Origin of the sequence: Flagellimonas alvinocaridis (assembly GCF_965248585.1) — a bacterium.
GTDB classification, from domain to species: domain Bacteria; phylum Bacteroidota; class Bacteroidia; order Flavobacteriales; family Flavobacteriaceae; genus Flagellimonas; species Flagellimonas alvinocaridis.
In genome coordinates this window covers 722501-744999 of record NZ_OZ252111.1, presented here as the reverse complement: position 1 = coordinate 744999, position 22499 = coordinate 722501, and the positions used below count along the sequence as shown (strand labels likewise).

The 22499-nt window shown below is 42.3% G+C and carries 17 protein-coding genes and 1 tRNA gene (1 of these 18 cut by a window edge); 10 read left to right on the top strand and 8 right to left on the bottom strand.

Annotated elements, in window-relative coordinates; translation table 11 throughout:
• Positions 1–13: 13 nt before the first annotated feature.
• Complete coding sequence (locus ACP14V_RS03290) at positions 14–1564, bottom strand: sodium/sugar symporter (protein ID WP_272609339.1); 1551 nt, start codon at positions 1562–1564, stop codon at positions 14–16.
• Between the two features lie 90 nt (positions 1565–1654).
• The gene (locus ACP14V_RS03285; protein ID WP_272609338.1) at positions 1655–2368 is read right to left on the bottom strand and encodes an NUDIX hydrolase; all 714 of its coding nucleotides are present in this window, start codon (positions 2366–2368) and stop codon (positions 1655–1657) included.
• Positions 2369–2519: 151 nt separating this feature from the next.
• Between ACP14V_RS03285 and galK the strand changes: the two genes are divergently transcribed.
• From galK to ACP14V_RS03250, 7 genes are all read left to right on the top strand, one after another.
• Positions 2520–3671, top strand: coding sequence for a galactokinase (gene galK, locus ACP14V_RS03280; RefSeq protein WP_272609337.1), 1152 nt, complete (start codon positions 2520–2522; stop codon positions 3669–3671).
• Complete coding sequence (locus ACP14V_RS03275) at positions 3658–4692, top strand: UDP-glucose--hexose-1-phosphate uridylyltransferase (protein ID WP_424987833.1); 1035 nt, start codon at positions 3658–3660, stop codon at positions 4690–4692. The genes galK and ACP14V_RS03275 overlap by 14 nt, the downstream gene beginning before the upstream one ends.
• Positions 4693–4784: 92 nt before the next feature.
• Positions 4785–5144, top strand: a complete 360-nt coding sequence (locus tag ACP14V_RS03270; RefSeq protein WP_272609335.1) for a hypothetical protein — start codon at positions 4785–4787, stop codon at positions 5142–5144.
• A 9-nt stretch (positions 5145–5153) separates the two neighbouring features.
• Positions 5154–5309, top strand: coding sequence for a hypothetical protein (locus ACP14V_RS03265; RefSeq protein WP_272609334.1), 156 nt, complete (start codon positions 5154–5156; stop codon positions 5307–5309).
• A gap of 21 nt (positions 5310–5330) precedes the next feature.
• Positions 5331–6554, top strand: a complete 1224-nt coding sequence (locus ACP14V_RS03260; RefSeq protein WP_272609333.1) for a glycoside hydrolase family protein — start codon at positions 5331–5333, stop codon at positions 6552–6554.
• A gap of 165 nt (positions 6555–6719) precedes the next feature.
• A complete protein-coding gene (locus tag ACP14V_RS03255) occupies positions 6720–9914 on the top strand; it encodes a thrombospondin type 3 repeat-containing protein (protein ID WP_424987830.1) in 3195 nt (1064 codons plus the stop codon).
• Positions 9911–10615, top strand: coding sequence for a hypothetical protein (locus ACP14V_RS03250; RefSeq protein WP_272611070.1), 705 nt, complete (start codon positions 9911–9913; stop codon positions 10613–10615). The genes ACP14V_RS03255 and ACP14V_RS03250 overlap by 4 nt, the downstream gene beginning before the upstream one ends.
• 98 nt (positions 10616–10713) lie before the next feature.
• On the opposite strand, the gene ACP14V_RS03245 is transcribed toward ACP14V_RS03250, so the two are convergent.
• From ACP14V_RS03245 to nhaD, 6 genes are all read right to left on the bottom strand, one after another.
• Positions 10714–10788: transfer RNA gene (locus ACP14V_RS03245), tRNA-Val, on the bottom strand.
• Positions 10789–10861: 73 nt separating this feature from the next.
• Positions 10862–12073, bottom strand: a complete 1212-nt coding sequence (locus ACP14V_RS03240) for a bifunctional folylpolyglutamate synthase/dihydrofolate synthase (RefSeq protein ID WP_272611069.1) — start codon at positions 12071–12073, stop codon at positions 10862–10864.
• Complete coding sequence (locus ACP14V_RS03235) at positions 12073–12954, bottom strand: energy transducer TonB (protein WP_272611068.1); 882 nt, start codon at positions 12952–12954, stop codon at positions 12073–12075. The genes ACP14V_RS03240 and ACP14V_RS03235 overlap by 1 nt, the downstream gene beginning before the upstream one ends.
• Positions 12954–13340: an ExbD/TolR family protein gene (locus tag ACP14V_RS03230; RefSeq protein ID WP_136567620.1), complete on the bottom strand. Its 387-nt coding sequence runs from the start codon at positions 13338–13340 to the stop codon at positions 12954–12956. The genes ACP14V_RS03235 and ACP14V_RS03230 overlap by 1 nt, the downstream gene beginning before the upstream one ends.
• Before the next feature lie 9 nt (positions 13341–13349).
• The gene (locus tag ACP14V_RS03225; protein WP_136567619.1) at positions 13350–14042 is read right to left on the bottom strand and encodes a MotA/TolQ/ExbB proton channel family protein; all 693 of its coding nucleotides are present in this window, start codon (positions 14040–14042) and stop codon (positions 13350–13352) included.
• A gap of 58 nt (positions 14043–14100) precedes the next feature.
• On the bottom strand, positions 14101–15486 hold the full coding sequence (gene nhaD, locus ACP14V_RS03220; protein WP_136567618.1) for a sodium:proton antiporter NhaD: 1386 nt from the start codon (positions 15484–15486) through the stop codon (positions 14101–14103).
• Between the two features lie 238 nt (positions 15487–15724).
• Here nhaD and ACP14V_RS03215 point away from each other — a divergent pair, with 238 nt between their 5' ends.
• The 3 genes from ACP14V_RS03215 to ACP14V_RS03205 all read left to right on the top strand — a co-directional run.
• Positions 15725–16867, top strand: coding sequence for an acyl-CoA dehydrogenase (locus ACP14V_RS03215; RefSeq protein WP_136567617.1), 1143 nt, complete (start codon positions 15725–15727; stop codon positions 16865–16867).
• Between the two features lie 315 nt (positions 16868–17182).
• Entirely contained in the window at positions 17183–21688 is a 4506-nt protein-coding gene (gene gltB, locus ACP14V_RS03210) for a glutamate synthase large subunit (RefSeq protein ID WP_272611072.1), read from the top strand.
• Positions 21689–21696: 8 nt separating this feature from the next.
• Positions 21697–22499, top strand: the 5' portion of a protein-coding gene (locus tag ACP14V_RS03205) for a glutamate synthase subunit beta (protein WP_272611067.1). The gene runs 664 nt beyond the window's last position; only the first 803 of its 1467 coding nucleotides appear in the window; it begins with the start codon at positions 21697–21699; the stop codon falls past the right edge of the window.

The following is a 22499-nucleotide window of genomic DNA, read 5'->3' as shown; positions in this document are numbered from 1 at the left end:
TCAGTGTTGTTCATTACCACCAGATGGCGTATAGGAAGGCAAGGATTCCAATAATGATAAAAGTAGATATGTTGAATGCCCTAGAGGTCTTAAAAAGCTCCGGACTTATTGAGATTGCTTTTTTATCCCCTTCTTTGTTCTCCATCAATGAAATGACCACCAATACCGCTGTAAGTACTAGAAAACTCACTCCCATACGATCCATGAAAGGGAAATCAGGAAATACATACTTGATTACAATGGAAAGTGGTATGGAAAATACAATCGTCCAAAAAGCACCATTGGCAGAGGCCCTTTTCCAAAACATCCCAAACAAGAACACCACCACGACCCCAGGGCTTATAAAGCCGGTATATTCTTGAATGTATTGAAACGCTTGGTCCAATCCACCCAACATCGGGGCAACGATAACACCCAAGAGCAATGATAGGCCTGCGAATGCCTTTCCGATGAAAACGAGTTTTTTACTTGACTCCTCCTTGAACAAAGGTTTGTAAATATCCAAGGTGAAAATGGTGGTCGCACTATTGACCATTGAGCTGAGGGAAGATCCAATGGCTGAAATCAGGGCGGCAAACGCCAACCCTTTGAGTCCTGTTCCCACGTAATTTTTCAGCACCCAAGGATAGGCTTCGTCCGGTAAATCCAAATCGGCACCCAGTACATAAGCTGCAATACCTGGTACTACTACGATAATAGGCAATAAAATCTTTAGAAATGCGGCAAAAATGGTTCCTTTCTGGGCTTCTCTAATGTTTTTTGCCCCCAAAGAACGTTGGATAATGTACTGATTGGTTCCCCAGTAATACAAATTTGCCACCCATAATCCACCCACAAGAACACTTATTCCAGGAAGGTTTTTATATTCAGCGTGGCCTTTGTCCAAAATCATGTCAAACTTCTCTGGGGCTTTCTCCATCAAGGTTATAAATCCGTTTAGAAAATCCCCTCCCAAGGCCTCAAGGACCAAAATACTGGAGACCAAGCCCCCAAATACCAACACGACCACTTGAATCACATCGGTCCATACCACAGCTTTTAGGCCTCCAAAGATTGAAAATGTAGCTGCAAAAAGCGCCAATCCTATCACCCCATAAACCATATCAATATCCAATATGGTCTTCAGGGCCAAACTACCTAAGTATAAGACCGAGGTAATATTCACGAACACAAAAAGCAACACCCAAAACACTGCCATGGTACTTTTGACACGCTTATCAAACCGCCGTTCCAAAAACTGGGGCATGGTGTAAATGTTATTTTTCAAAAAAATGGGCAGGAAGAACTTGGCCACAATGATAAGGGTCAGGGCTGCCATTAACTCATAGGATGCAATTGCCATGCCCACCACATAGCCCGATCCGGACATCCCAATAAATTGTTCTGCAGAAATATTGGATGCAATCAACGATCCGCCAATGGCCCACCACGGAAGTGATTTTCCTGCTAAAAAGTATTCTTTCTCATTACGGTTCCTATTCTTAACCGAAATCCAAATACCAATTGTGGCCAGTATGACCAAGTATCCGACAAAAACAATAAAATCCAGTTTGGCAAATTCCATAATTTCAATTTATCTCCAAAGGACCGTTAAGATTCCAATATAGAAATAATAAATGTAAAACAAACCTTTATTACTTCAGTTCTCTATCTATTAGAATTTTATAACCTCTTTTATCCTTTCAAAATCTCCAGTTTGCGTCGGAAACTGTTTAACGCTGTCTTTTTTGAAACGATATAGGAACGCTCCCTTTTTGGAAGATGTTTTGTCTTTTTTAGCTGTTCTTTCCAAAATATCGAGCGAAAGCATTTTTTTCCTAAAATTACCTGGATCAAAAGCTGTGCGGTAAATGCTTTCATAAAGCGTTTGCAACTGTTGGATCGTAAAATATTCTGGAAGAAGCTCAAAGCCCAATGGATTATATCGTACACTGGAACGCAGGCTTTTGATAGCATCATCAACCATTTGTCCATGATCCAAGATCAAATCCGGGATTTGATCAAAATCAAACCACTTGGCGTCGTGGTTCTCCAAAGATTGGAGGTTAAACTCATCAATCCGAATCAAACTATAATAGGTTACGGAAATTACACGCTCCAAAGGGTCTCTGTCAACCTGCCCATATGTTTTTAGCTGTTTCAAGAAAACATTCTCCAATCCAGATAACCTGTACAATATGTCCTTTGCGCTCTGATCAAGAGAGATATCATTGTCTATCAATTCCCCTATCAAGGACCAAGATCCCTTGAGTGGTTCGGTTTTACGTCGAAACAGCAAAAGCTTCAAATCTTTGGAGTCAAAGCCAAATATGATACAATCCACAGCGATTGCTATACTTTGTTCGGGTCTATATTTATTTGCAGCCAAGTTTTTTGTGGGTGAGTTGATAAAATCTTTCCAAATATACCAAAATGAATCATTTACCTTTGGTTGATGGATTTTGTTCCATTTGCATTAAATTTTTCCGTAATTGAAAAAAATAAAAGTTTTTTTTACTTTTATTTATTATCATTGCATCATGGATCGTAACTCAGTCAACATCTTGGATGAGATAGTTGTTGATTCTCCAGGCAGAATCAATTTAATTGGAGGACATACCGATTATAACAATGGCTATGTGCTTCCTGCTGCCATTGATAGAAAAATTGGTTTTAGACTCTGGAGAAACAGTACTATGGAAACTTGTAACATCCATAGTAAAGGGTATGCTGAACCTCTACATATTGATTTACGAAAGATTGAAAAAAGCTCCGTTGAATGGCAGAATTACCTATTGGGCGTCATCGCAGGAATACAAAAACTTGGACATTCCCTTGAGGGGTTTGATTGCGAAATCGAGAGTGATCTTCCCATTGGATCTGGACTAAGTTCTTCGGCCGCCTTGGAATGTGGGCTTGCTTCAGGGCTCAATGCCTTGTTCCAACTGGGACTTTCAAAATTGGAGATCATTACCCTTTCCAGAAAGGCAGAGCATGAGTTTGTGGGGACCAAATGTGGTATCATGGACCAATTTTCATCGGTCTATGGAAAATCCGATCACTTCATTTTTTTGGATTGTTCCAACTTGCATCATGCGTATGTACCTGCATCCATGGGCCCATATCAGTTGCTCCTGTTGAATACCAATATATCGCACCAGCTTTCGGACGGACAGTACAATTCTAGACAGGACGAGTGTTTTGAGGCCGTTGCACAAATACAAAAACAACATCCCAACATCACATCCCTCAGGGATGTTGACTTGGGCCTATTGACTTCATCCAAAGCTTTGTTGACCGACATCCAATACCAAAGGGCCCTATTCATTGTCCAGGAAAACCAAAGGGTACTGGATGCTGCCGAGGCCTTAAAATCGAAAAATATTGAACATTTGGGCAGCTTATTGTTTGCTTGCCATGAGGGGCTCAGGAACCTTTATGATATCAGCTGCCCCGAACTGAACTTTCTGGTAGACTACGCCAAACAACAAGATTATGTGGCGGGTGCACGGATGGTGGGCGGTGGATTTGGAGGTTGTACCATCCATTTGGTGCACGGAGACCACATGGAACACTATATCAAAGAAATCTCGGAAGCCTACAAAAGGGAGTTTGGCATAGACCTAGGTGCCATCCCCGTACGTACAAGCAATGGCACAACCCTTAGAAAACTTTCCGATGCAGCTCTATGAAACCCCCCATTACCGGTTAAATATTCTTACCAACGAATGGGTATTGGTATCACCACAACGCACCAAACGCCCATGGCAAGGCAAGAATGAAAAGACCGTTGCTACGCTGCAAAAGCCTTACGAACCTTCTTGTTACCTGTGTCCGGGAAATGTTAGGGCCAGTGGTGCCGCCAATCCGGAATACACCGAGCCTTATTCTTTTGTAAATGATTATTCCGCTTTGTTGCCCGATGTACCCAATGAGATTTTCAAAGAAGGATTGACCCAGGCTAAGAGTGAAAGCGGTATTTGTAAAGTGGTGTGTTTTTCACCCGACCACTCCCTTACCTTACCCTTAATGAAAATGGAAGATATTGAAAAAGTCATCGCACTGTGGCAAAAGGAATATAATGAACTGGGGAAACTTGCCAACATCAACCATGTATTGATCTTTGAAAACAAAGGCGAGCTCATGGGGTGTAGCAATCCCCACCCCCATGGACAAATATGGGCGCAGCAATCCATTCCGACCGAAGTTCAGAAAAAAAACAATGCCTTTGCATCGTATTGGGACCAACATCAAAAAACCATACTGTCCGTCTACATATCGCAAGAAATCGAAGTAAGGGAACGTATCGTTGTTCAGAACAACCACTTTGTTGCCTTGGTACCGTATTGGGCGGTCTGGCCATATGAAATCATGATTGTCCCCTTAGAACCTTTGGCCCACATATCCCTATTGGATGATGCGCAAAGAAACTCCTTTGCCCAGGTCATCAAGGAGGTGACTACCCTCTATGACAACCTTTTTGAAACCAGTTTTCCCTATTCGGCTGGGATCAATCAATCGCCAACCGATGGGCCAAATCACCCAGAGTGGCACTTCCATATGTCTTTTTACCCCCCTTTATTGCGGTCGGCCACGGTAAAGAAATTCATGGTAGGCTACGAAATGTTTGCGAATCCCCAACGCGATATTACCGCAGAACAAGCGGCAGATATTCTCCGCAAACTGCCCCGCACCCATTTCACCAAAGCGTAGATCCACATTGGACGCTTTCCAAAAGATTACTATCTTGTTGGATACAGAGGCATTTAGATATAAATAAATGTGAAGCGCTCAAGCGATAACTATTGAGAAAGGTTTTTACATATGGCCTATTGATTCTCGGAACGGCAATCTTGATTGGACTGGCTCTAAGGGGAAATGTTGACCACGAATCCTTTGAACCGGATAGATGGAAAAATTGGGTTGAGTCTGAATCTGAACCTTCTTTACGTTGGAACATGATGAGCAGTTTGCTAGAGAAGCACCTGTTAAAAGGAATGACAAAAACAGAGATCCTTGACCTATTGGGTGAGCCTGAATCCAAGACAGAAAAGAAGTTTGATTATTATTTGGGAGCATCAAAACGGGGAATCAACACAGGTAGACTTACCATTCTCTTTGATGATAATAACAGAGTCTCCGACTTTTCGGTCTGGGACGGATAAATAGATATTATGATTTATACAGAAGAAACAAAAGACAATGAGTTGTATGTCTACATGAACGGGAAGCTCATTTACAAAAAATGGCTGAATACAGGGCAATCAAAAGTATTTGATGTAATGGCTTATGACAAATACACCCACAAGTCAATACAAGAAAAGGAATAAAACCGACCAACAGAACACCTTATGGACAAAAAGACCAGCTTCCCTATAAACGTATTGATGCTCTTTGTTGCCAATGTATTCTTATGGAGTTGCAATGAAAACAAAACTCTCACCATACACCCCTTGCCCATTGATGCCACTATACAGGGAGATATTCTTGAAGGTCCATCCGTATTGAACGATCCTGACAGATTTGTGTGGGGAGGCAGTGTCCTTAAAGGAGACGATGGAAAATACCACATGCTCTACAGTACTTGGGAGGCTGGGGATTCTGTCCCAAAATTTACAGATTCATGGGTACTCCATTCCAAAATTGCTTATGCGGTTTCGGACTACCCTGATAGGGATTTTAAATTCCAAAAAGTGGTATTACAAGGAAGGGTCCTTGAAGGCGATTCCTTGGCCTGGGACGCACAAATGGTCCACAATCCACACCTAAAAAGATTCAATGGAACCTATTACCTGTATTATATCGGTTCTAAAGATCCAGGCCCACAGCCACAGGGTTCAAAGGGGGAAAATGTAAACAAGAGGAATAGGGTACAGCAGTCCCAAAAAATAGGCGTCATTCTATTCAATAATTTTCAAGATTTGATGTCGGGCAACTTTAAAAGACCGGACCAACCTCTATTATCACCCAGAACACGGGTAAAAAGCAACGACATTGTAGATCCTTCTCCCGAAGGCACCCAAGCCAAACCCGATAATATTATTGTTGTCAATCCGGCTGTGGTCCAACGACCTTCAGACGGAAAATTTCTGTTGTTTTTCAAAGGAAATCTCTATGAACCCCATTGGAAAGGGGTCCACGGTGTTGCCATCTCCAACTCCCCAACGGGTCCTTTTGTTCCTTCAGATGATTTTGTTTTTGATATTAAGGATAAAAATGGCAAAATAAGCTCTGCGGAGGACCCTTACGTCTGGTATCACCAAAAACATAAAAGGTTCTATGCCGTCTTTAAGGATTTTACCGGAAACATTACAGGCAAAGAACCCGGATTGGCCGTACTTGAATCCTTGGATGGCTTGGATTGGACCAAACCGGAATCCTCCTTTTTCATGGCCAAGGAAGTCATCTTAAAGAATTCCGATACCATTAAGGTACATCACTTGGAGCGACCGCAGCTTTTATTGGATGATATAGGGAACCCGTTGGTCCTGTACGGGGCCTGTTCCCTTATAAACGTAGGACCAAGAAAGGATGGCTCATCGTTCAACGTACAGATTCCCCTAAAAATAAATTAAAAAAAGAGGAGCCTAGAAAATTCATCTCCAAAGTTGATACGCTAATGATTCAATGAAACACTTCTTATCGAATATTTAACTCCATTGACCTTTTTTAGAAGCCAATATTCCATAGTTTAGTATTTTTTCGCTCGAGATAACATTGAAGTAAAATCCTCACATTTTATGGCTTGCCCTAAATTCTTCCCGTCTTTTTTATCACTCCTTTTATTTTCTATTTTTTCTCATTCCCAATGGACCCAAACCCCCGGACCAGAGGGAGGGTATACAGACGAGATTGTTTTAATGGATGATACTTTGGTGTTGGCTGCCGAAGCAGGAGGAGTCTATACTTCAAAAGACAATGGGGACTCATGGGAGTTAAGTGTTAACGGTTTACCCAATCAACCCCATGTTAACGATATTGTAAGTTATGGAGACACCATTTATGTTGCTCTATATTACCATGGGGTTTATACTTCGGGGGATAAGGGAGAAACATGGTCTCCAGCCAACAACGGCATCAATGGGCAAAGTGTTTTGAGCGTATTTGCTGAAGAACAGGAAATCTACGCAGCAACATTCAATGGACAGGTTTTTCATTCCTCGGATTATGGTGCCAGTTGGTCTCTTGAAAGTGATGGGATTACAGGGTATCAAGTCAGTGATTTTGTAAGCTTCAATTCAAAAATATACGCTGCCACACAAGGTGGGCTGTTTGAGAATGAAGGTGGTCCTACTTGGAGCCTTATTGATATTCCCGGGATGGGGCCCGGTGGAATTCGATCAATGACCGTACACAACGGAGTTTTCTATGCAGCGGAAGGCGGGGTGATTTTTATTTCTGACGATAATCTTGCCACATGGACCCAGATCTCTCTTGGAAGCGCATCCTTTCCCAGCATGGGGCACCATGAAAACATGGTTTATGCAACAACTGGCAATGGGATCTATTACCATACCAACGACAATGGTCAGAATTGGACCTTGGTCCAAAACACAGAAACAGACAATTATGCACATCATATTCTTTTCTTAAATGAAAAAATTCTCATGACCACTAGGGATGGGCTATATGAATCTTTGAATGATGGCATTTCTTGGTCCTTTAGTAGTCTTGGGATAAAAGCTCAGCAAATCAGTGCATTTGCAAGCAACGATACTTATATATTTACTGGCACTATATCCAATGGTGTCTTTAGATCAGATGATAATGGAGCGTCGTGGGAGGCCATCAGCAATGGTTTGGAATCCTCGAACACAAAGTCAATCCATGATATTGTTGCACTGGACAATGAAGTAATTATCGGAACAAGCAGTGGAATATATAAATCTACCGATAATGGGGATAGTTGGACAATTAAGTTAAATCCGGGTATAAACCAAGGTCCTCAAAATCTAGCCTACGACAATGGTGTACTTGTCACAACTGCGTCAGAAGATGGAGTGTACATCTCCACCGATTTGGGCGAAACATGGGACCTCTTACCCACAACAGGCCTAATTATACCACAAGGTTTTACATCCATTGAAATTCAAGGGGAAAACCTATTTGTAAGCACAAACAGTGGAGATTTGTTTACTTCGGACGACTTGGGACAGACGTGGTCCAACAGTCCGGTATACCGTTACATTTACGATGTTAAATACCAAAACGGCACCATTTATATAGCAACAGCCAATGGGCTTTGGACCAGCACCGATTTTGGCCAAAGCTTGAAAAATTTTATTCCTTTGGATAATACATCTATACAAGACATTATTGTTGAAGGCAATACAGTCTATGCCGCCTCTTCATATGGCTTCGTTGTAACTGAAGAAGGTAGAGAAAATTGGTATCCAGCCATAGACGGGATGGAAATAACTTATACAACAAGGCTTTTTCTAAAGGATGATACCTTTTTTCTGGGAACTTATTCTTCCAGTGTATGGTCTCGCCCTAAATCTCAAATTACACTACCGCCCTTGGATGATGATTATGATGGGATCCCCAACGATGACGACATATGTCCAGATACTCCCTTTGGCGAAAAAGTAAATGAATTTGGTTGTGCCGAATCCCAGTTAGATACCGATCAGGACGGGGTAACCAACAATATTGACCTATGCCCAGATACCCCCGAAGGCGAAAGTGTGGATGCCAATGGGTGCTCTGACAGCCAAAAGGATACCGATGGTGACGGGGTAATGGACAGCGATGATCTATGTCCTGAAACCACAAGCGGACTAGAAGTGAATGAATCTGGTTGCGCCGAATCTCAGTTAGATACCGATCAGGACGGGGTGACCAACAATATTGACCTGTGCCCAGATACCCCGGAAGGGGAAAGTGCGGATGCCAATGGGTGCTCTGACAGCCAAAAGGATACCGATGGTGACGGGGTAATGGACAGCGATGATCTATGTCCTGAAACCACAAACGGACAAGAAGTGAATGAATCCGGTTGTGCCGAATCCCAGTTAGACACTGACCAGGACGGGGTAACCAACAATATTGACCTATGCCCAGATACCCCCGAAGGCGAAAGTGTGGATGCCAATGGGTGCTCTGACAGCCAAAAGGATACCGATGGTGACGGGGTAGTGGACAGTAAAGATCAGTGCCCGAATACAACAAGTGGGAAGACCGTAAATGCAAATGGATGTGACTTTATACCTGGGAATGCCATTAGTCTCTTTACCGAGAGTCCAACATGTCCAAATACTGCCAACGGCAGCCTTAACATAAGTACTGTCCTAACAGGCTATGAATTTGATATACTCCTTACCGGTGAAAATAGAAATGAGAGTTTCACTACTATTGATTTGGCTGAAAGCTTAAAAATTGATGATTTGTCATCAGGAACTTATGAAATATCCATTTCCATTCCCGCCATCCATTATGAGCAAACATTCGGCATTATCATAAATGAAATCAGTAACATCAGCGGAAAAATCAAAGATATCGATACAAAATCCATGAGCGCCAAATATACTGTGTCAGGAAGCACAGACTATACTGTAGAGGTCAATGGAATTCAAAAAAGATTCCATTTCAATTCAGATGAAGAGAACATAATTTCTATAGACAATCTGCAGAAACAAAATTCAATCAGCATTGCTGGAAAAAGTAATTGTCAAGGATTATTTACTGACATTCTTCTTCTTCAAGAAGAAATCCATGTCTTCCCGACCATTACATCTGGGTCCGTATCGGTTTCAAGAATATCCGAAGTTTCAGATATTTTCATCTATGATGCATCTGGAAAGTTAATGTCCGCCGAGAAAGTCGGAGCCGAAACTGAGTACTATATTGACCTAGACAGCTACACTTCTGGACTCTATATCATACACATAAAAACAAACACAGACACCCAAATATTCAAAGTTATAAAAAAATGAGAATACTGCCATTCTTATCAAGCCTCTTGATTTGCCTTACAATCTTATACTCCTGCTCAAGCGAAAGCTCCAATGATTCCAAAGAAGCTGACATTGAGAATCCAGTGACTTTGCCAGGAAAACCTGTTGGAATTTTACCTGTCAACGCCGAGACATGTTCAGATTTTGAAGAAGTACCGGGGGAAACGGACAAGGCTATCATCTATTTTAGTTGGTCCGTCGCAGATAATACCTCAAGTTATGTAATGGAGGTTTTTGAATCCGGTTCCAAGGTAAATACATCAACTGTCGGTACCACCTCTACCAAGTTGACCCTCGATAAAGGAAAATCATACTCTTGGACCGTAACGGCAATAAATCAAGATGGTGAAAACACAAGTAGCACTTTTTCATTCATCACCCCGGGCCAACCAATAAGCAACTTTGCACCTTACGCTGCTGAAATTTCCGTAGACTTTGATTCGGCAAATCATGAAATGACTATAACCTGGGTAGGCAGTGATGAAGACAATGATCCTTTGACCTATGATGTTATTATCATGGAAAATGGGATAACTCTTGAGCAATATGAAGATTTGACCGAATCTGGGATTGCCCCAATATCAGTATCCATTGACGCAACGTATACCATCAAGGTAACAAGTAAGGACAATTTTGGAAATTTCTCCGTTTCCACACAAAGCATAATCCTAGATAACTAGCAACCGTTGTCCTGTCAGGAATTTTTTTGCCAACCAGGTAAGCGATATACAATAAAAAAGGTCGCATCTTTCTAAGACACAACCTTTCTGTTTTGATGTGGGCCCTACTGGATTCGAACCAGTGACCCCCTGCTTGTAAGGCAGGTGCTCTGAACCAACTGAGCTAAGAGCCCCACTCATTTCCCTAATTGGGAGTGCAAATATAGCATCATTTTTTTTATACAAACAAGAATAATCGGAAAAAAATTACACTACTTCCGCTACCACAAAAGTGCTGCCTCCAATAAAGATCAAATCTTTCTTTTTTGCATTGGATTTTGCCGCTTTCAATCCTTTCTTTACCGAGGCATAAGCATCTCCTAAAATGCCCTGGGATTGGGCCAATCTCTTCAACTCTTCCACTTGCATACCTCTAGGAATATTGGGCTTTACAAAATAGAAAGTAGCTTCCTTTGGAAAAAGGGACAGCACTCCTTTTACATCCTTGTCATTCACAAACCCGAGCACCAAGTGTAGTTTATTGTACTCCTGCCTACTTATTTGCCTAACGACCCACTGAAGTCCTTCTTTATTATGTGCCGTATCACAGACCACCAAGGGCTTTTCCCGTAAAATTTGCCACCTGCCCATGAGTCCGGTGTTCTTGACAATGTTCTTCAGCCCCTCAACAATATTTTTCTCGGATACTTCAAAGCCTTTCAACTGTCCAATACTGGCCACCACACCCCTCATATTTCGTTTTTGATAATCCCCAAGCAAATCTGTGCCATAATCTGGAATATCCATATCATCCGCAAAAGCGATGCCCGAACCCAATTGATGGGCTATCAAGCTAAATATTGCTTCTGTCTCAGGTTGCTTTTCACTGATAACCACAGGAACACTTTTCTTAATGATTCCTGCTTTTTCCAAAGCAATTTTCTCCAAGGTATCTCCCAGAATGTGTGTATGGTCCAATCCAATATTGGTAATCAAGGACACTTGAGGAACAATGATGTTTGTGGAATCCAGTCGACCACCCAAACCAACCTCAATGATGGCAATGTCCACATCCTTATCCACAAAATAGGTAAAGGCCATTCCCACAGTCATTTCAAAGAAAGACAAATTCCTAGCCTCCAAAAAAGTTCTATGGCCCTCAACAAAGTCCTTTACAAACTTCTTACTGACCACTTTTCCGTTGATTTTGATACGCTCCCTGAAATCCTTTAAATGGGGTGAAGTATAAAGTCCCACTTTGTACCCTGCTTCCTGTAAAATAGAGGCCAACATATGACTACTGGAACCCTTTCCATTGGTCCCGGCCACATGAATACTTTTGAACTTTTTCTCAGGGTTATCCAAATAGTTGGAAAAATGGATGATGTTGTCCATCTTGGCATTAAGTGCCGAAATCCCTTTCTGCTGGTACATGGGAAGTTGGGAGAACATCCATGCCAGTGTTTCCTTATAGGTCACTATTGCCCCAATTTAAAGTTGACCACCACAAAACCAATTTGCTGGGACGGTGCATTGGAATCTGTATTCCATTTATGCAGAAGAGCTGTTCGTCTTGCAGGTTCCAAAAGGCATTGAGCAGTGTTGGTAGTTCCTTTGACTCCCGGTTCGGCTTTTATCACCCTCCCTGTTCTATCCACAGTAATCCTAACCACAACGCGACCTTCTTCATTGCATTCTTGGCGTACTTTTCCACTGTTTACCAACGACCTGCCGTTAAGCCCATATCCACCACCCCCACTACCACTACCGGGCGCACCGTAATATGAAGTGGCATAAGGGTCACCATCGGGTTGCCCTTTATCCCCTATTCTATTATCATCACCTTCACTTCCGGTGGCGGTACCATCGGATTTACCAATACCTCCTATCAAAGCGTCAAGACTTTTTTTCTTAGCTTCTTGCTCTTGCCTTTGGCGTTCTTCAGCCTCCTTCTTCTCTCTTTCTATTCGCTCTGCTTCAGCTTTAGCTTTTTTAGCAGCCTCATCTGCTTTCCGCTTGGCTTCTTGTTGCTGCCTAATCTTTATGGTTTCCTCAGTTTCACTGGTCAACACCTTCTCCACAGGTTCTTCCTCTACCTCTTGTTCTTGGGGCTGTTGTTCCTGCTGAACGGGTTCTGCTGGCGGTCGTTCCACATTTCGGGGTTCAGACCTAACTGGTTCTTTTGGCTGAACTTGTCCACTCCCAAAATCCATGGTACCAAAGTTTACGGCAATTCCATTTTCAATGGGCGGATCTAGGTAGGTAAGTCCTATATAAAAAAGCAAAAGGAGAAACACGCTCAATATAAGGGTAGTGAGCGTAAAGGATTTTTTCTTGTGTCTCGTATCTAAAAACGGCATTATTTTGGCCGCACTGCCAAGATAACTTTATAACTATTTCTGTTGGCTACATCCATAACGTTTACCGCCTCTTTGATGGCTACGTTTTCTTCCGCCCTTAAGATAATTGTTGGTTTTTCCTGGCCTTCAAGTGCTTTTTTTAATTCAATTTCAATGTACTCTTTATTGATTTGCTCGTTGTTCACAAAATATTCCAGATTCTTGTTGATGGTCACTGAAACATTCTGTGTATTGGTGGATTTCCCCTTTGCTTTTGGAAGTAATAAATCCAGGGCATTGGGCGCATTGGATGTTAGCATGAAGAACACCAACAACAGAAACACAATATCTGTCATTGACGACATGCTGAACTCCGGGCTTATTTTGTTTCTCCCCTTCAGTTTCATAGTGAAGTCTTAGATGGGTTCGTTCAACAAATCCAAAAACTCAACAGCAGTGGCTTCCATTTGGTGCACCACTTTATCGGTCCGGTTTACCAGATGGTTATAGCCAATGTAGGCAATAATACCTACAACCAATCCCGCTACAGTTGTGGTCATGGCCGTGTAGATACCCGATGCCAGTGAACCCATTTCGGCCTGCCCACCGCTACTTGCCATTTCATGGAAAGCCAAAATCATACCGATAACAGTTCCCAAAAACCCAATCATGGGTGCGGCTCCTGCCACGGTAGCCAAAACACTCACATTCTTTTCCAACTTATATACCTCAAGGGTACCCGCATTTTCAATGGCGGTGTTGATATCATCCAAAGGTTTTCCTATCCTAGAAACCCCTTTCTCTGTCAACCTTGCCACGGGCGAATCTGTTTGCGCACACAAAATTTTGGCTGCATCCACTTTTCCATTCATGATGTGATCACGAATCTGATTCATAAAGTTTTTGTCAATCTTGGATGCGGCCTTAATGGCAAAGATTCGCTCAAAATAAATGTAAAGTGCCACAAAAAGAAGTATAAAAAGCACAATGATAATCACTACACTTCCTGTTCCTCCATTTACAATCAAATCAATGACAGAAAGGGTCTTTTCTTCTGAAATAGAAGCGGTTGCTTCAGCCCCTTCGGCTAAATCTTGAAAAATAATCATATAAAATCCCCAATTTAAGTTGCAATAATAACGGAGATTTTCGAGCTAAAGTATTTTTCTAGAACAAATTTCGCATTAACATGTAGCATATCGCTCCTCCTATAAATCCAAGAAGTGCCAACCACGAAATCTTTTTAAGATACCAGAAAAAGTCTATTTTCTCCATTCCCATAGCCACAACACCTGCGGCTGAGCCAATAATGAGCATACTTCCACCCGTTCCGGCTGAATATGCAATAAAGTGCCACAACTGATCGTTCATTGGCTCTGAGAACATCCCCAAACTTGCAGCCACCAATGGTACGTTATCTATGATTGCCGAACCAATGCCCAGCAAGAGAATTACCAAATCTGAAACTTGGGTTCCCGCCATTTCAGTACCCATCAACGGCATTCCTTGTTTCAATCCTTCCGCAAAATTGAAAAGCATTCCCAAAGACTCCAACGCTGCAACCGCCATCAAAATCCCCAAGAAAAATAAGATACTCGGCAGCTCAATCTTGGTAAGGGCACTATGCACAGGACTGTGGTGCGAGGCGGCATCGCTTTCTCCATCAACATTGGATATGGAGAACTTGGCGTTACTATATATTTCCGCAAAAGTAGCTACCACCGCTAAAGACAGCATCATACCAACATAGGGAGGCAAATGGGTTATAGTTTTAAAAATAGGCACAAAAATAATTGCCCCCAACCCTAAGTATAACATCGTAGCTCCATACCTGGACTTGGATGGCTCTTCATCCTCAACATCGATCTCGCCTTTGAACACAGGAAGGAACGAAGCTATAAAAGAAGGAATCACCATACATACCAAGGAAGGAATCAACAAGTGCTCTATCAAAAGTGCCGTTGTTACTTTGTTTCCAATCCACAACATGGTAGTGGTAACATCACCGATTGGAGACCAAGCTCCTCCAGCGTTCGCTGCTATTACAATAAGACCTGCGAACCACAACCGTGTTTCCCTGTCCTTAATAATTTTTTGAAGGATGGATATTAATACGATTGTAGCCGTTAGGTTGTCAATGATTGCAGAGAGTATGAATGCCAAAAACGAAAAGATCCATAAGATTTTCTTTTTACTCCTAGTCTTGATAAAAGTCTTGATTGTGGCAAACCCATCAAAATAATCAATGATCTCCACAATGGTCATGGCTCCTAATAGAAAGACAAGGATTTCAGAAGTCTTTCCTAGGTGGTGGAGCAATGTTTCCTCCAAGAGATGCATTTTCTCATCGTGCCCCAAAGCACCAAAGTTTTCCAGTAGGGCGTGGCTTCCCGAATCAAACCAAGTAGTAAAACTATCCAAGCCAAAGGTCATGAGCGCCCACATAATGGCCATCATGGCCAATGCGGGAATAAGTTTATCTATCTTAAGATTGTGCTCAAGGGTAATGGCCAAATATCCAACGACAAAAATGACAACTAAAAGGGTCTCCATACTAAGTTTGGTTTAATTAAGGTAATATTTTGTGAAGTACTTCTCAATGGCGCTAAAGATATTCAAAATGAGTTTTTCGGCATAATCTTCTTCCAATAAATTATTGTGAAATTGATACATTGTAATCCATAAAAAAAACCTAAATGGTTAAGCTTTTCTCAATTCTCTCTTATTTTTTATAAAAAATATCCATTATAGAACTATATTTACACGTTGTTTTTGTTTATTTCTCATTTTTATGGATTTTACACTTTCCGAAGAACAATTAATGATTCAGCAAGCTGCCAAGGATTTTGCACAAACTGAACTATTACCCGGCGTAATCGAACGCGACGAAACCCAAAAATTCCCTGAGGAACTTCGCAAAAAAATGGGAGAACTAGGCTTTTTGGGCATGATGGTCAATGAAAAATATGGCGGAAGTGGTCTTGATACACTTTCCTACGTTCTGGCCATGGAAGAATTATCCAAAGTGGACGCCTCTGCATCTGTAATGGTTTCCGTAAACAATTCATTGGTATGTTGGGGACTGGAAACCTTTGGAACGGAATCCCAAAAAGAAAAATACCTGACCCGATTATCCACAGGTGAAGTAATTGGTGCTTTCTGCCTCTCCGAACCTGAAGCAGGAAGCGATGCAACTTCTCAGAAAACAACTGCCATTGACAACGGAGACCACTATACACTCAATGGCACCAAGAATTGGATCACCAACGGAAGTTCAGCCGAAGTGTTCTTGGTCATTGCACAGACCCATGTAGAGAAAGGCCATAAAGGCATTAATGCCTTAATTGTTGAAAAAGGCATGGAAGGTTTTGAAATTGGCCCAAAGGAGAACAAGCTGGGTATCCGGGGAAGTGACACCCATTCCCTTATCTTCAATGACGTAAAAGTGCCCAAGGAAAATCGTATTGGAGAAGATGGTTTTGGATTTAAATTTGCCATGAAGACCTTGGCAGGCGGCAGAATAGGAATTGCCGCCCAAGCTTTGGGCATAGCTGCTGGAGCTTACGAACTGGCGTTAAAATATTCCAAGGTCCGCAAGTCGTTCGGCACCGAGATTGCCAACCATCAGGCCATAGCCTTTAAATTGGCAGATATGCACACCAAGATTCAGGCGGCGCGCAACCTGGTCTACCAGGCCGCATGCGATAAAGATACTGGAAAAGATTATTCACTATCTGGCGCAATGGCCAAACTATATGCTTCTGAAGTAGCCATGGAAACCGCCGTTGAAGCTGTACAAATACATGGTGGAAATGGATACGTAAAAGAATATCATGTTGAACGATTGATGAGAGATGCCAAAATCACTCAAATCTATGAGGGCACATCAGAAATTCAAAAAATTGTCATTTCTAGAAGCATCATTAAAGACTGATGAAGCCTACATTTCATGCACCCCTAAAAAAATAGGGGTACACTATTAAAAAATCTGGAAAAACAGTTTCATACCTCTTTTTTTTAAAGGCTATCATGTTATTTTCCATAATATAACGCATGTACCCTACTATTCTTTTGGGTACCCCCTTCTCAAAAACTTTATATTAAGATTATCATAATTTAACATTGCTCAAATTTTAAGATTGAACATTTTTTAACCTTTGATTGAATACGTTGATTATTTAAACGACATTCACCTAAAACCTTATAATTTATTCATCATATTTGATATTTTTGAAGAAATACCGTAATGATGAAATTGGAGAGACAAGGTTTATATTTACCCGAATTTGAACACGATAACTGTGGTGCAGGTTTTATCTGTAGCCTAAAAGGAAAAAAATCCAACGATATTATCCATAAGGCTCTTGAAATCCTGGATAAACTAGAGCATAGGGGAGCTGTAAGTGCAGATGGCAAAACTGGTGATGGAGCAGGAATTTTAATAGATATCCCACATGATTTTTTTGTGGACGTATGCAAATTCCAATTACCTGAAGCAGGGACATATGCCGTGGGCAATGTGTTCCTACCCCAAAAGCAGAACCAAAGGGATTATTGCATTTCGGTACTTGAGGAGAATATAGAACAGCAAGGTCTAAAATTATTGGGTTGGCGCGATGTTCCCGTGAATCGTTCTGTGCCAGGGCGAATTGCTGCCGAGACCGAGCCCTTTGTAAAACAGATTTTTATCGGAAAAGGAGAGGAATTGGACGATTTCCAGTTCAACTTGAAACTTTTTATCGCCCGTAAAATCACAGAACATGCGGTTATCAAAAGTAAACTGTCCCAAAGCCAGTTCTTTTACCTTCCCAGCTTGTCAACCAAAATCATCATATTTAAAGGATTACTGGTACCAAAAGACATCAGCAAATATTACGAAGATCTCCTGGACCCAAGGGTTGTTACCAGATTGGCCTTGGTTCATCAACGATTTTCTACCAATACGTTCCCTACTTGGGATTTGGCTCAACCGTTCCGCTATATGTGCCATAATGGAGAGATAAACACATTGAGAGGAAATGTATCGCGCATGCGCTCTAGGGAAGAGTTGATGCAGAGCAAATGGTTTGGCGAAGACATTAAAAAGATATTGCCCATTGTATTGCCTGGCAAATCGGATTCCGCTAGTATGGACATGGTTGTGGAACTGTTGTTGATGACAGGTCGCTCCCTACCAGAAGTCATGATGATGTTGGTTCCCGAAGCTTGGGAAAAGAACACCGAAATGTCAGAATCCAAAAAGGCATTCTATGAATACAACTCCTGTTTAATGGAGCCATGGGATGGTCCTGCATCCATTCCTTTTACAGATGGAAACTATATCGGCGCCGTATTGGACAGAAACGGATTGCGCCCTTCCAGATATTCCGTTACCAAAAAAGGATACGTGATCATGTCCTCAGAGACTGGGGTCGTGGAATTGGAACCTGAAGACATTGAATTTCACGGAAGATTGGAGCCTGGGAAAATGTTCTTGGTGAACATGGAAGAGGGCCGGATCATTAATGATGAGGAAATCAAGGAATCCATTGCCAAAAAACATCCGTACAAGAAATGGTTGGATAATAATTTGGTACATCTAAGGGATATCCCCTACAACGACTGTCCTGTATTTTTTGGAGAGTTCCCTTTGGAAACCAGAAGGTCTGCATTCGGGTACACTTTGGAAGACATCAATACTATTATTATGCCTATGGCGGAGAAAGGCAAAGAGCCTATCGGTTCCATGGGTTCCGACACACCCATTGCCGTTCTTTCTGAGCGCCCGCAATTGATCTACAATTACTTTAAGCAACTATTTGCCCAGGTTACCAACCCTCCTTTGGATGGTATCCGAGAAGAGCTTATAACCGATATCAGCTTAACCCTTGGAAGTGATCAAAATATTTTTGACATCAACGAACTACATTGCAGAAAATTGAAGATTCAAAATCCTGTGATTTCCAAGGAGGATTTGGATAAAATCAAAAACTATGACTCCAGCTCAGACTACAAAGTAGTTTCCATTTCCATTTTATATGAGGTGGCCAAAGGCCATAACGGATTGGAAGAAGCATTGGACTCTATATTGGAACAAGCCCTTAACGCTATAGATGAAGGTGCCAACATCATTATCCTATCCGATAGGATGGTCAGTACGGAAATGGCAGCAATTCCGGCCCTGTTAGCTTGCTCCTTTGTGAACAGTGGGCTTCAAAAAATGGGTCGCCGCTCTAAACTGAGTATCATTGTTGAGTCTGCAGAACCAAGGGAAGTTCACCATTTTGCACTTTTGTTCGGTTTTGGGGCCAGCGCCATCAACCCATACTTGGTCAACGAGATCATTGGGGAACAAATGAAAGAGAACAACATTACAGAATACACTTTTGATGAAGCCATCAAAAATTACAACAAAGCCATAGGCAAGGGCATCTTAAAAGTGATGAACAAAATCGGGATTTCCACATTGAACTCGTACAGGGGATCCCAACTATTCGAATGCATTGGTATCAATACCAAGGTTGTGGACAAGTATTTTCCCAATACGCCAACACGTATTCAGGGAATTGGTTTGTACGAGATAGAGAAGGAGATAGCCAAACGACACAAAAAAGCATTCAAAGCACAGGAATTAGCGGCCAATCTGGATATTGAGATTGGTGGAGAGTACCGTTGGAGAAGAAATGGCGAAAAACACATGTTCAATCCATTAAGTATTGCCAAACTTCAAAAATCGGTACGCAATAACGAGCCGGATACCTATAAGGAGTACTCCCAATTGGTGAATGAGCAATCTAAAAACCTAATGACTATCCGTGGATTATTTGAGTTTTCAAATTATGACCCCATTCCACTCGAAGAAGTTGAACCTTGGACCGAAATTGTAAAACGGTTCAAGACGGGTGCCATGTCCTATGGAAGTATCAGTAAGGAGGCCCATGAAAATCTTGCGATTGCCATGAACCGAATTGGTGGTAAGAGTAATTCGGGAGAAGGTGGAGAGGATTCGGCTCGTTTTTATAAAAATCAAACCGGGGATTGGAAAAACAGTGCCATCAAACAGGTGGCATCGGGTAGGTTTGGGGTTACTTCCAACTACCTGACCAGTGCCCAGGAAATCCAGATTAAAATGGCACAAGGGGCCAAACCAGGTGAAGGAGGACAACTCCCAGGCCCAAAAGTGAACCCTGCCATTGCCAAAACACGAAATTCCACCCCTTATGTGGGATTGATTTCACCACCGCCCCACCACGATATTTATTCTATTGAGGATTTGTCGCAATTGATCTACGATCTAAAATCCGCCAACCGCGATGCCAGAATCAACGTAAAACTGGTTTCTGAAGTCGGTGTAGGTACGGTAGCCGCAGGAGTTTCAAAAGCAAAAGCCGATGTAATTCTTATTTCTGGTTTTGATGGTGGTACGGGAGCTTCGCCCCTAACCTCTTTGAAACATGCTGGACTTCCTTGGGAGTTGGGTATTGCTGAGGCACAACAAACCTTGGTTCTCAATGATTTGAGAAACCGGGTGGTTCTGGAGTGTGATGGGCAATTGAAAACCGGAAGGGATGTGGCCATAGCCTGTCTATTGGGAGCAGAGGAATTCGGATTTGCAACGGCACCTTTGGTAGCTTCAGGTTGTATTATGATGCGTGTTTGCCATTTGAACACCTGCCCCGTGGGAATCGCCACCCAGAATCCAGAGCTTCGTAAAAAATTCCAAGGCAAGCCGGAGCATGTGGTCAACTACATGTACTTCGTAGCACAAGAACTTCGGGAAATTATGGCCAAGCTTGGGTTCCGAACCGTTAATGAAATGGTTGGACAGGTACAAAAACTGGACAGAAATAAGGCTATTGAGCATTACAAGGCTGCAGGAATTGATTTGAGCCCCATCCTATACCAAATAGACGTACCGGAAGGCACTAAACTATACAATACTCAAAGACAGCACCACGATATTGACCAGTCCATAGAGTTTGATATCATCGCACAGGCACACCCTGCTTTGTTCAGAAAGGAAAAAACCTCATTGGACTTCCCCATCCATAATACCGATAGGGCCGTGGGTGCAATCATCAGTAATGAAATCTCCAAGATTTATGGAGCAGATGGTCTACCTGACAATACCTTAAAACTGAATTTCACCGGTTCGGCCGGGCAAAGTTTTGGAGCATTTGCCACCAAGGGGTTGACCATGATCGTAAACGGGAATACCAATGATTATTTGGGCAAAGGTCTCTCTGGTGCCAAATTAATCATTAAGGTACCGTACAAATCAACCTTAAAACCAGAAGACAACATCATCACTGGAAACGTAACCCTTTACGGCGCCACTTCTGGTGAAGCGTATATCAACGGAAAAGCTGGAGAAAGATTTTGTGTTAGGAATTCTGGAGCCAAAGCAGTTGTTGAAGGTATTGGAGACCATGGCTGCGAATACATGACCGGTGGCGTTGCGGTAATCCTTGGTTCTGTTGGCCGCAATTTTGGGGCAGGAATGAGCGGAGGAATCGCCTATGTGTACAATGCAGATGGGGCTTTTGAAAGAAAATGCAATGGCGAAGACCTAAACCTACTCGCTGTGGAAGAGGACAACGACATCAAACAACTTAGGGAGTTGATCGAAAACCACTACAATGCCACCTTGAGCCCATTGGCCCAAAGGATTTTAGAGAAGTGGGAGGAAAACCTTCCCAAGTTCATCAAAGTGTTCCCAGAGGAATATCGCCAAGCATTGATACGATTGGAACAAGAAAAAATGGAAACCTTATAATTTGAGACATGGGAAAGACTACAGGATTTATGGAATTTGACAGAAAGGATGAAGCTTACGCCCCTGTCAAAGACCGCATCAAAAACTATAAGGAATTTACAAGCCCTCTGAAGGAGGAAGAGCTTAAGAACCAAGGTGCCCGCTGTATGGACTGCGGCATTCCGTTCTGCCACAGTGGTTGTCCACTGGGCAACCTAATCCCGGATTTTAATGATGCTGTCTATCAAGGAAAGTGGGAAAAAGCCGCAAAGATTTTACACTCTACAAACAATTTTCCAGAATTTACAGGAAGGCTATGTCCTGCCCCTTGCGAAGAAGCTTGCGTATTGGGAATCAATGAAGACCCCGTTTCTATAGAGAATATTGAGAAAAACATTGTGGAGACAGCCTTTAAAAATGGATGGGTCATTCCGGAACCACCTCTAAATCGAACAGAAAAGACCGTTGCCGTAATTGGGTCTGGGCCTGCTGGATTGGCCGCCGCCCAACAATTGAACCGTGCCGGACATACCGTTACCGTTTTTGAAAGGGACGAGAAAGCTGGAGGACTATTGCGATATGGTATTCCTGATTTTAAAATGGAAAAACATGTCATTGACAGACGTCTGGAGGTTATGGAGAAGGAAGGCATTCAATTTAAAACTGGGATGCATGTTGGAGTGGATGTTACTGCCGAAGAGTTGAAAAACGAGTTTGATGCCATTGTGTTATGTGGTGGCGCAACCGTTAGAAGAAACCTTCCCATACCTGGAGCCGATTTGAAAGGAGTGGTACAGGCCATGGATTTTCTCCCCCAGAATAACAGAAAAGT

Coding starts and splice junctions, on each gene's coding strand:
- ACP14V_RS03290 (WP_272609339.1), bottom strand. CDS start 1,564: ATGGAATTTGCCAAACTGGATTTTATTGTTTTTGTCGGATACTTGGTC.
- galK (WP_272609337.1), top strand. CDS start 2,520: ATGGATCGTAACTCAGTCAACATCTTGGATGAGATAGTTGTTGATTCT.
- ACP14V_RS03275 (WP_424987833.1), top strand. CDS start 3,658: ATGCAGCTCTATGAAACCCCCCATTACCGGTTAAATATTCTTACCAAC.
- ACP14V_RS03265 (WP_272609334.1), top strand. CDS start 5,154: ATGATTTATACAGAAGAAACAAAAGACAATGAGTTGTATGTCTACATG.
- ACP14V_RS03260 (WP_272609333.1), top strand. CDS start 5,331: ATGGACAAAAAGACCAGCTTCCCTATAAACGTATTGATGCTCTTTGTT.
- ACP14V_RS03255 (WP_424987830.1), top strand. CDS start 6,720: ATGGCTTGCCCTAAATTCTTCCCGTCTTTTTTATCACTCCTTTTATTT.
- ACP14V_RS03250 (WP_272611070.1), top strand. CDS start 9,911: ATGAGAATACTGCCATTCTTATCAAGCCTCTTGATTTGCCTTACAATC.
- ACP14V_RS03235 (WP_272611068.1), bottom strand. CDS start 12,954: ATGCCGTTTTTAGATACGAGACACAAGAAAAAATCCTTTACGCTCACT.
- ACP14V_RS03230 (WP_136567620.1), bottom strand. CDS start 13,340: ATGAAACTGAAGGGGAGAAACAAAATAAGCCCGGAGTTCAGCATGTCG.
- ACP14V_RS03225 (WP_136567619.1), bottom strand. CDS start 14,042: ATGATTATTTTTCAAGATTTAGCCGAAGGGGCTGAAGCAACCGCTTCT.
- nhaD (WP_136567618.1), bottom strand. CDS start 15,486: ATGGAGACCCTTTTAGTTGTCATTTTTGTCGTTGGATATTTGGCCATT.
- ACP14V_RS03215 (WP_136567617.1), top strand. CDS start 15,725: ATGGATTTTACACTTTCCGAAGAACAATTAATGATTCAGCAAGCTGCC.
- gltB (WP_272611072.1), top strand. CDS start 17,183: ATGAAATTGGAGAGACAAGGTTTATATTTACCCGAATTTGAACACGAT.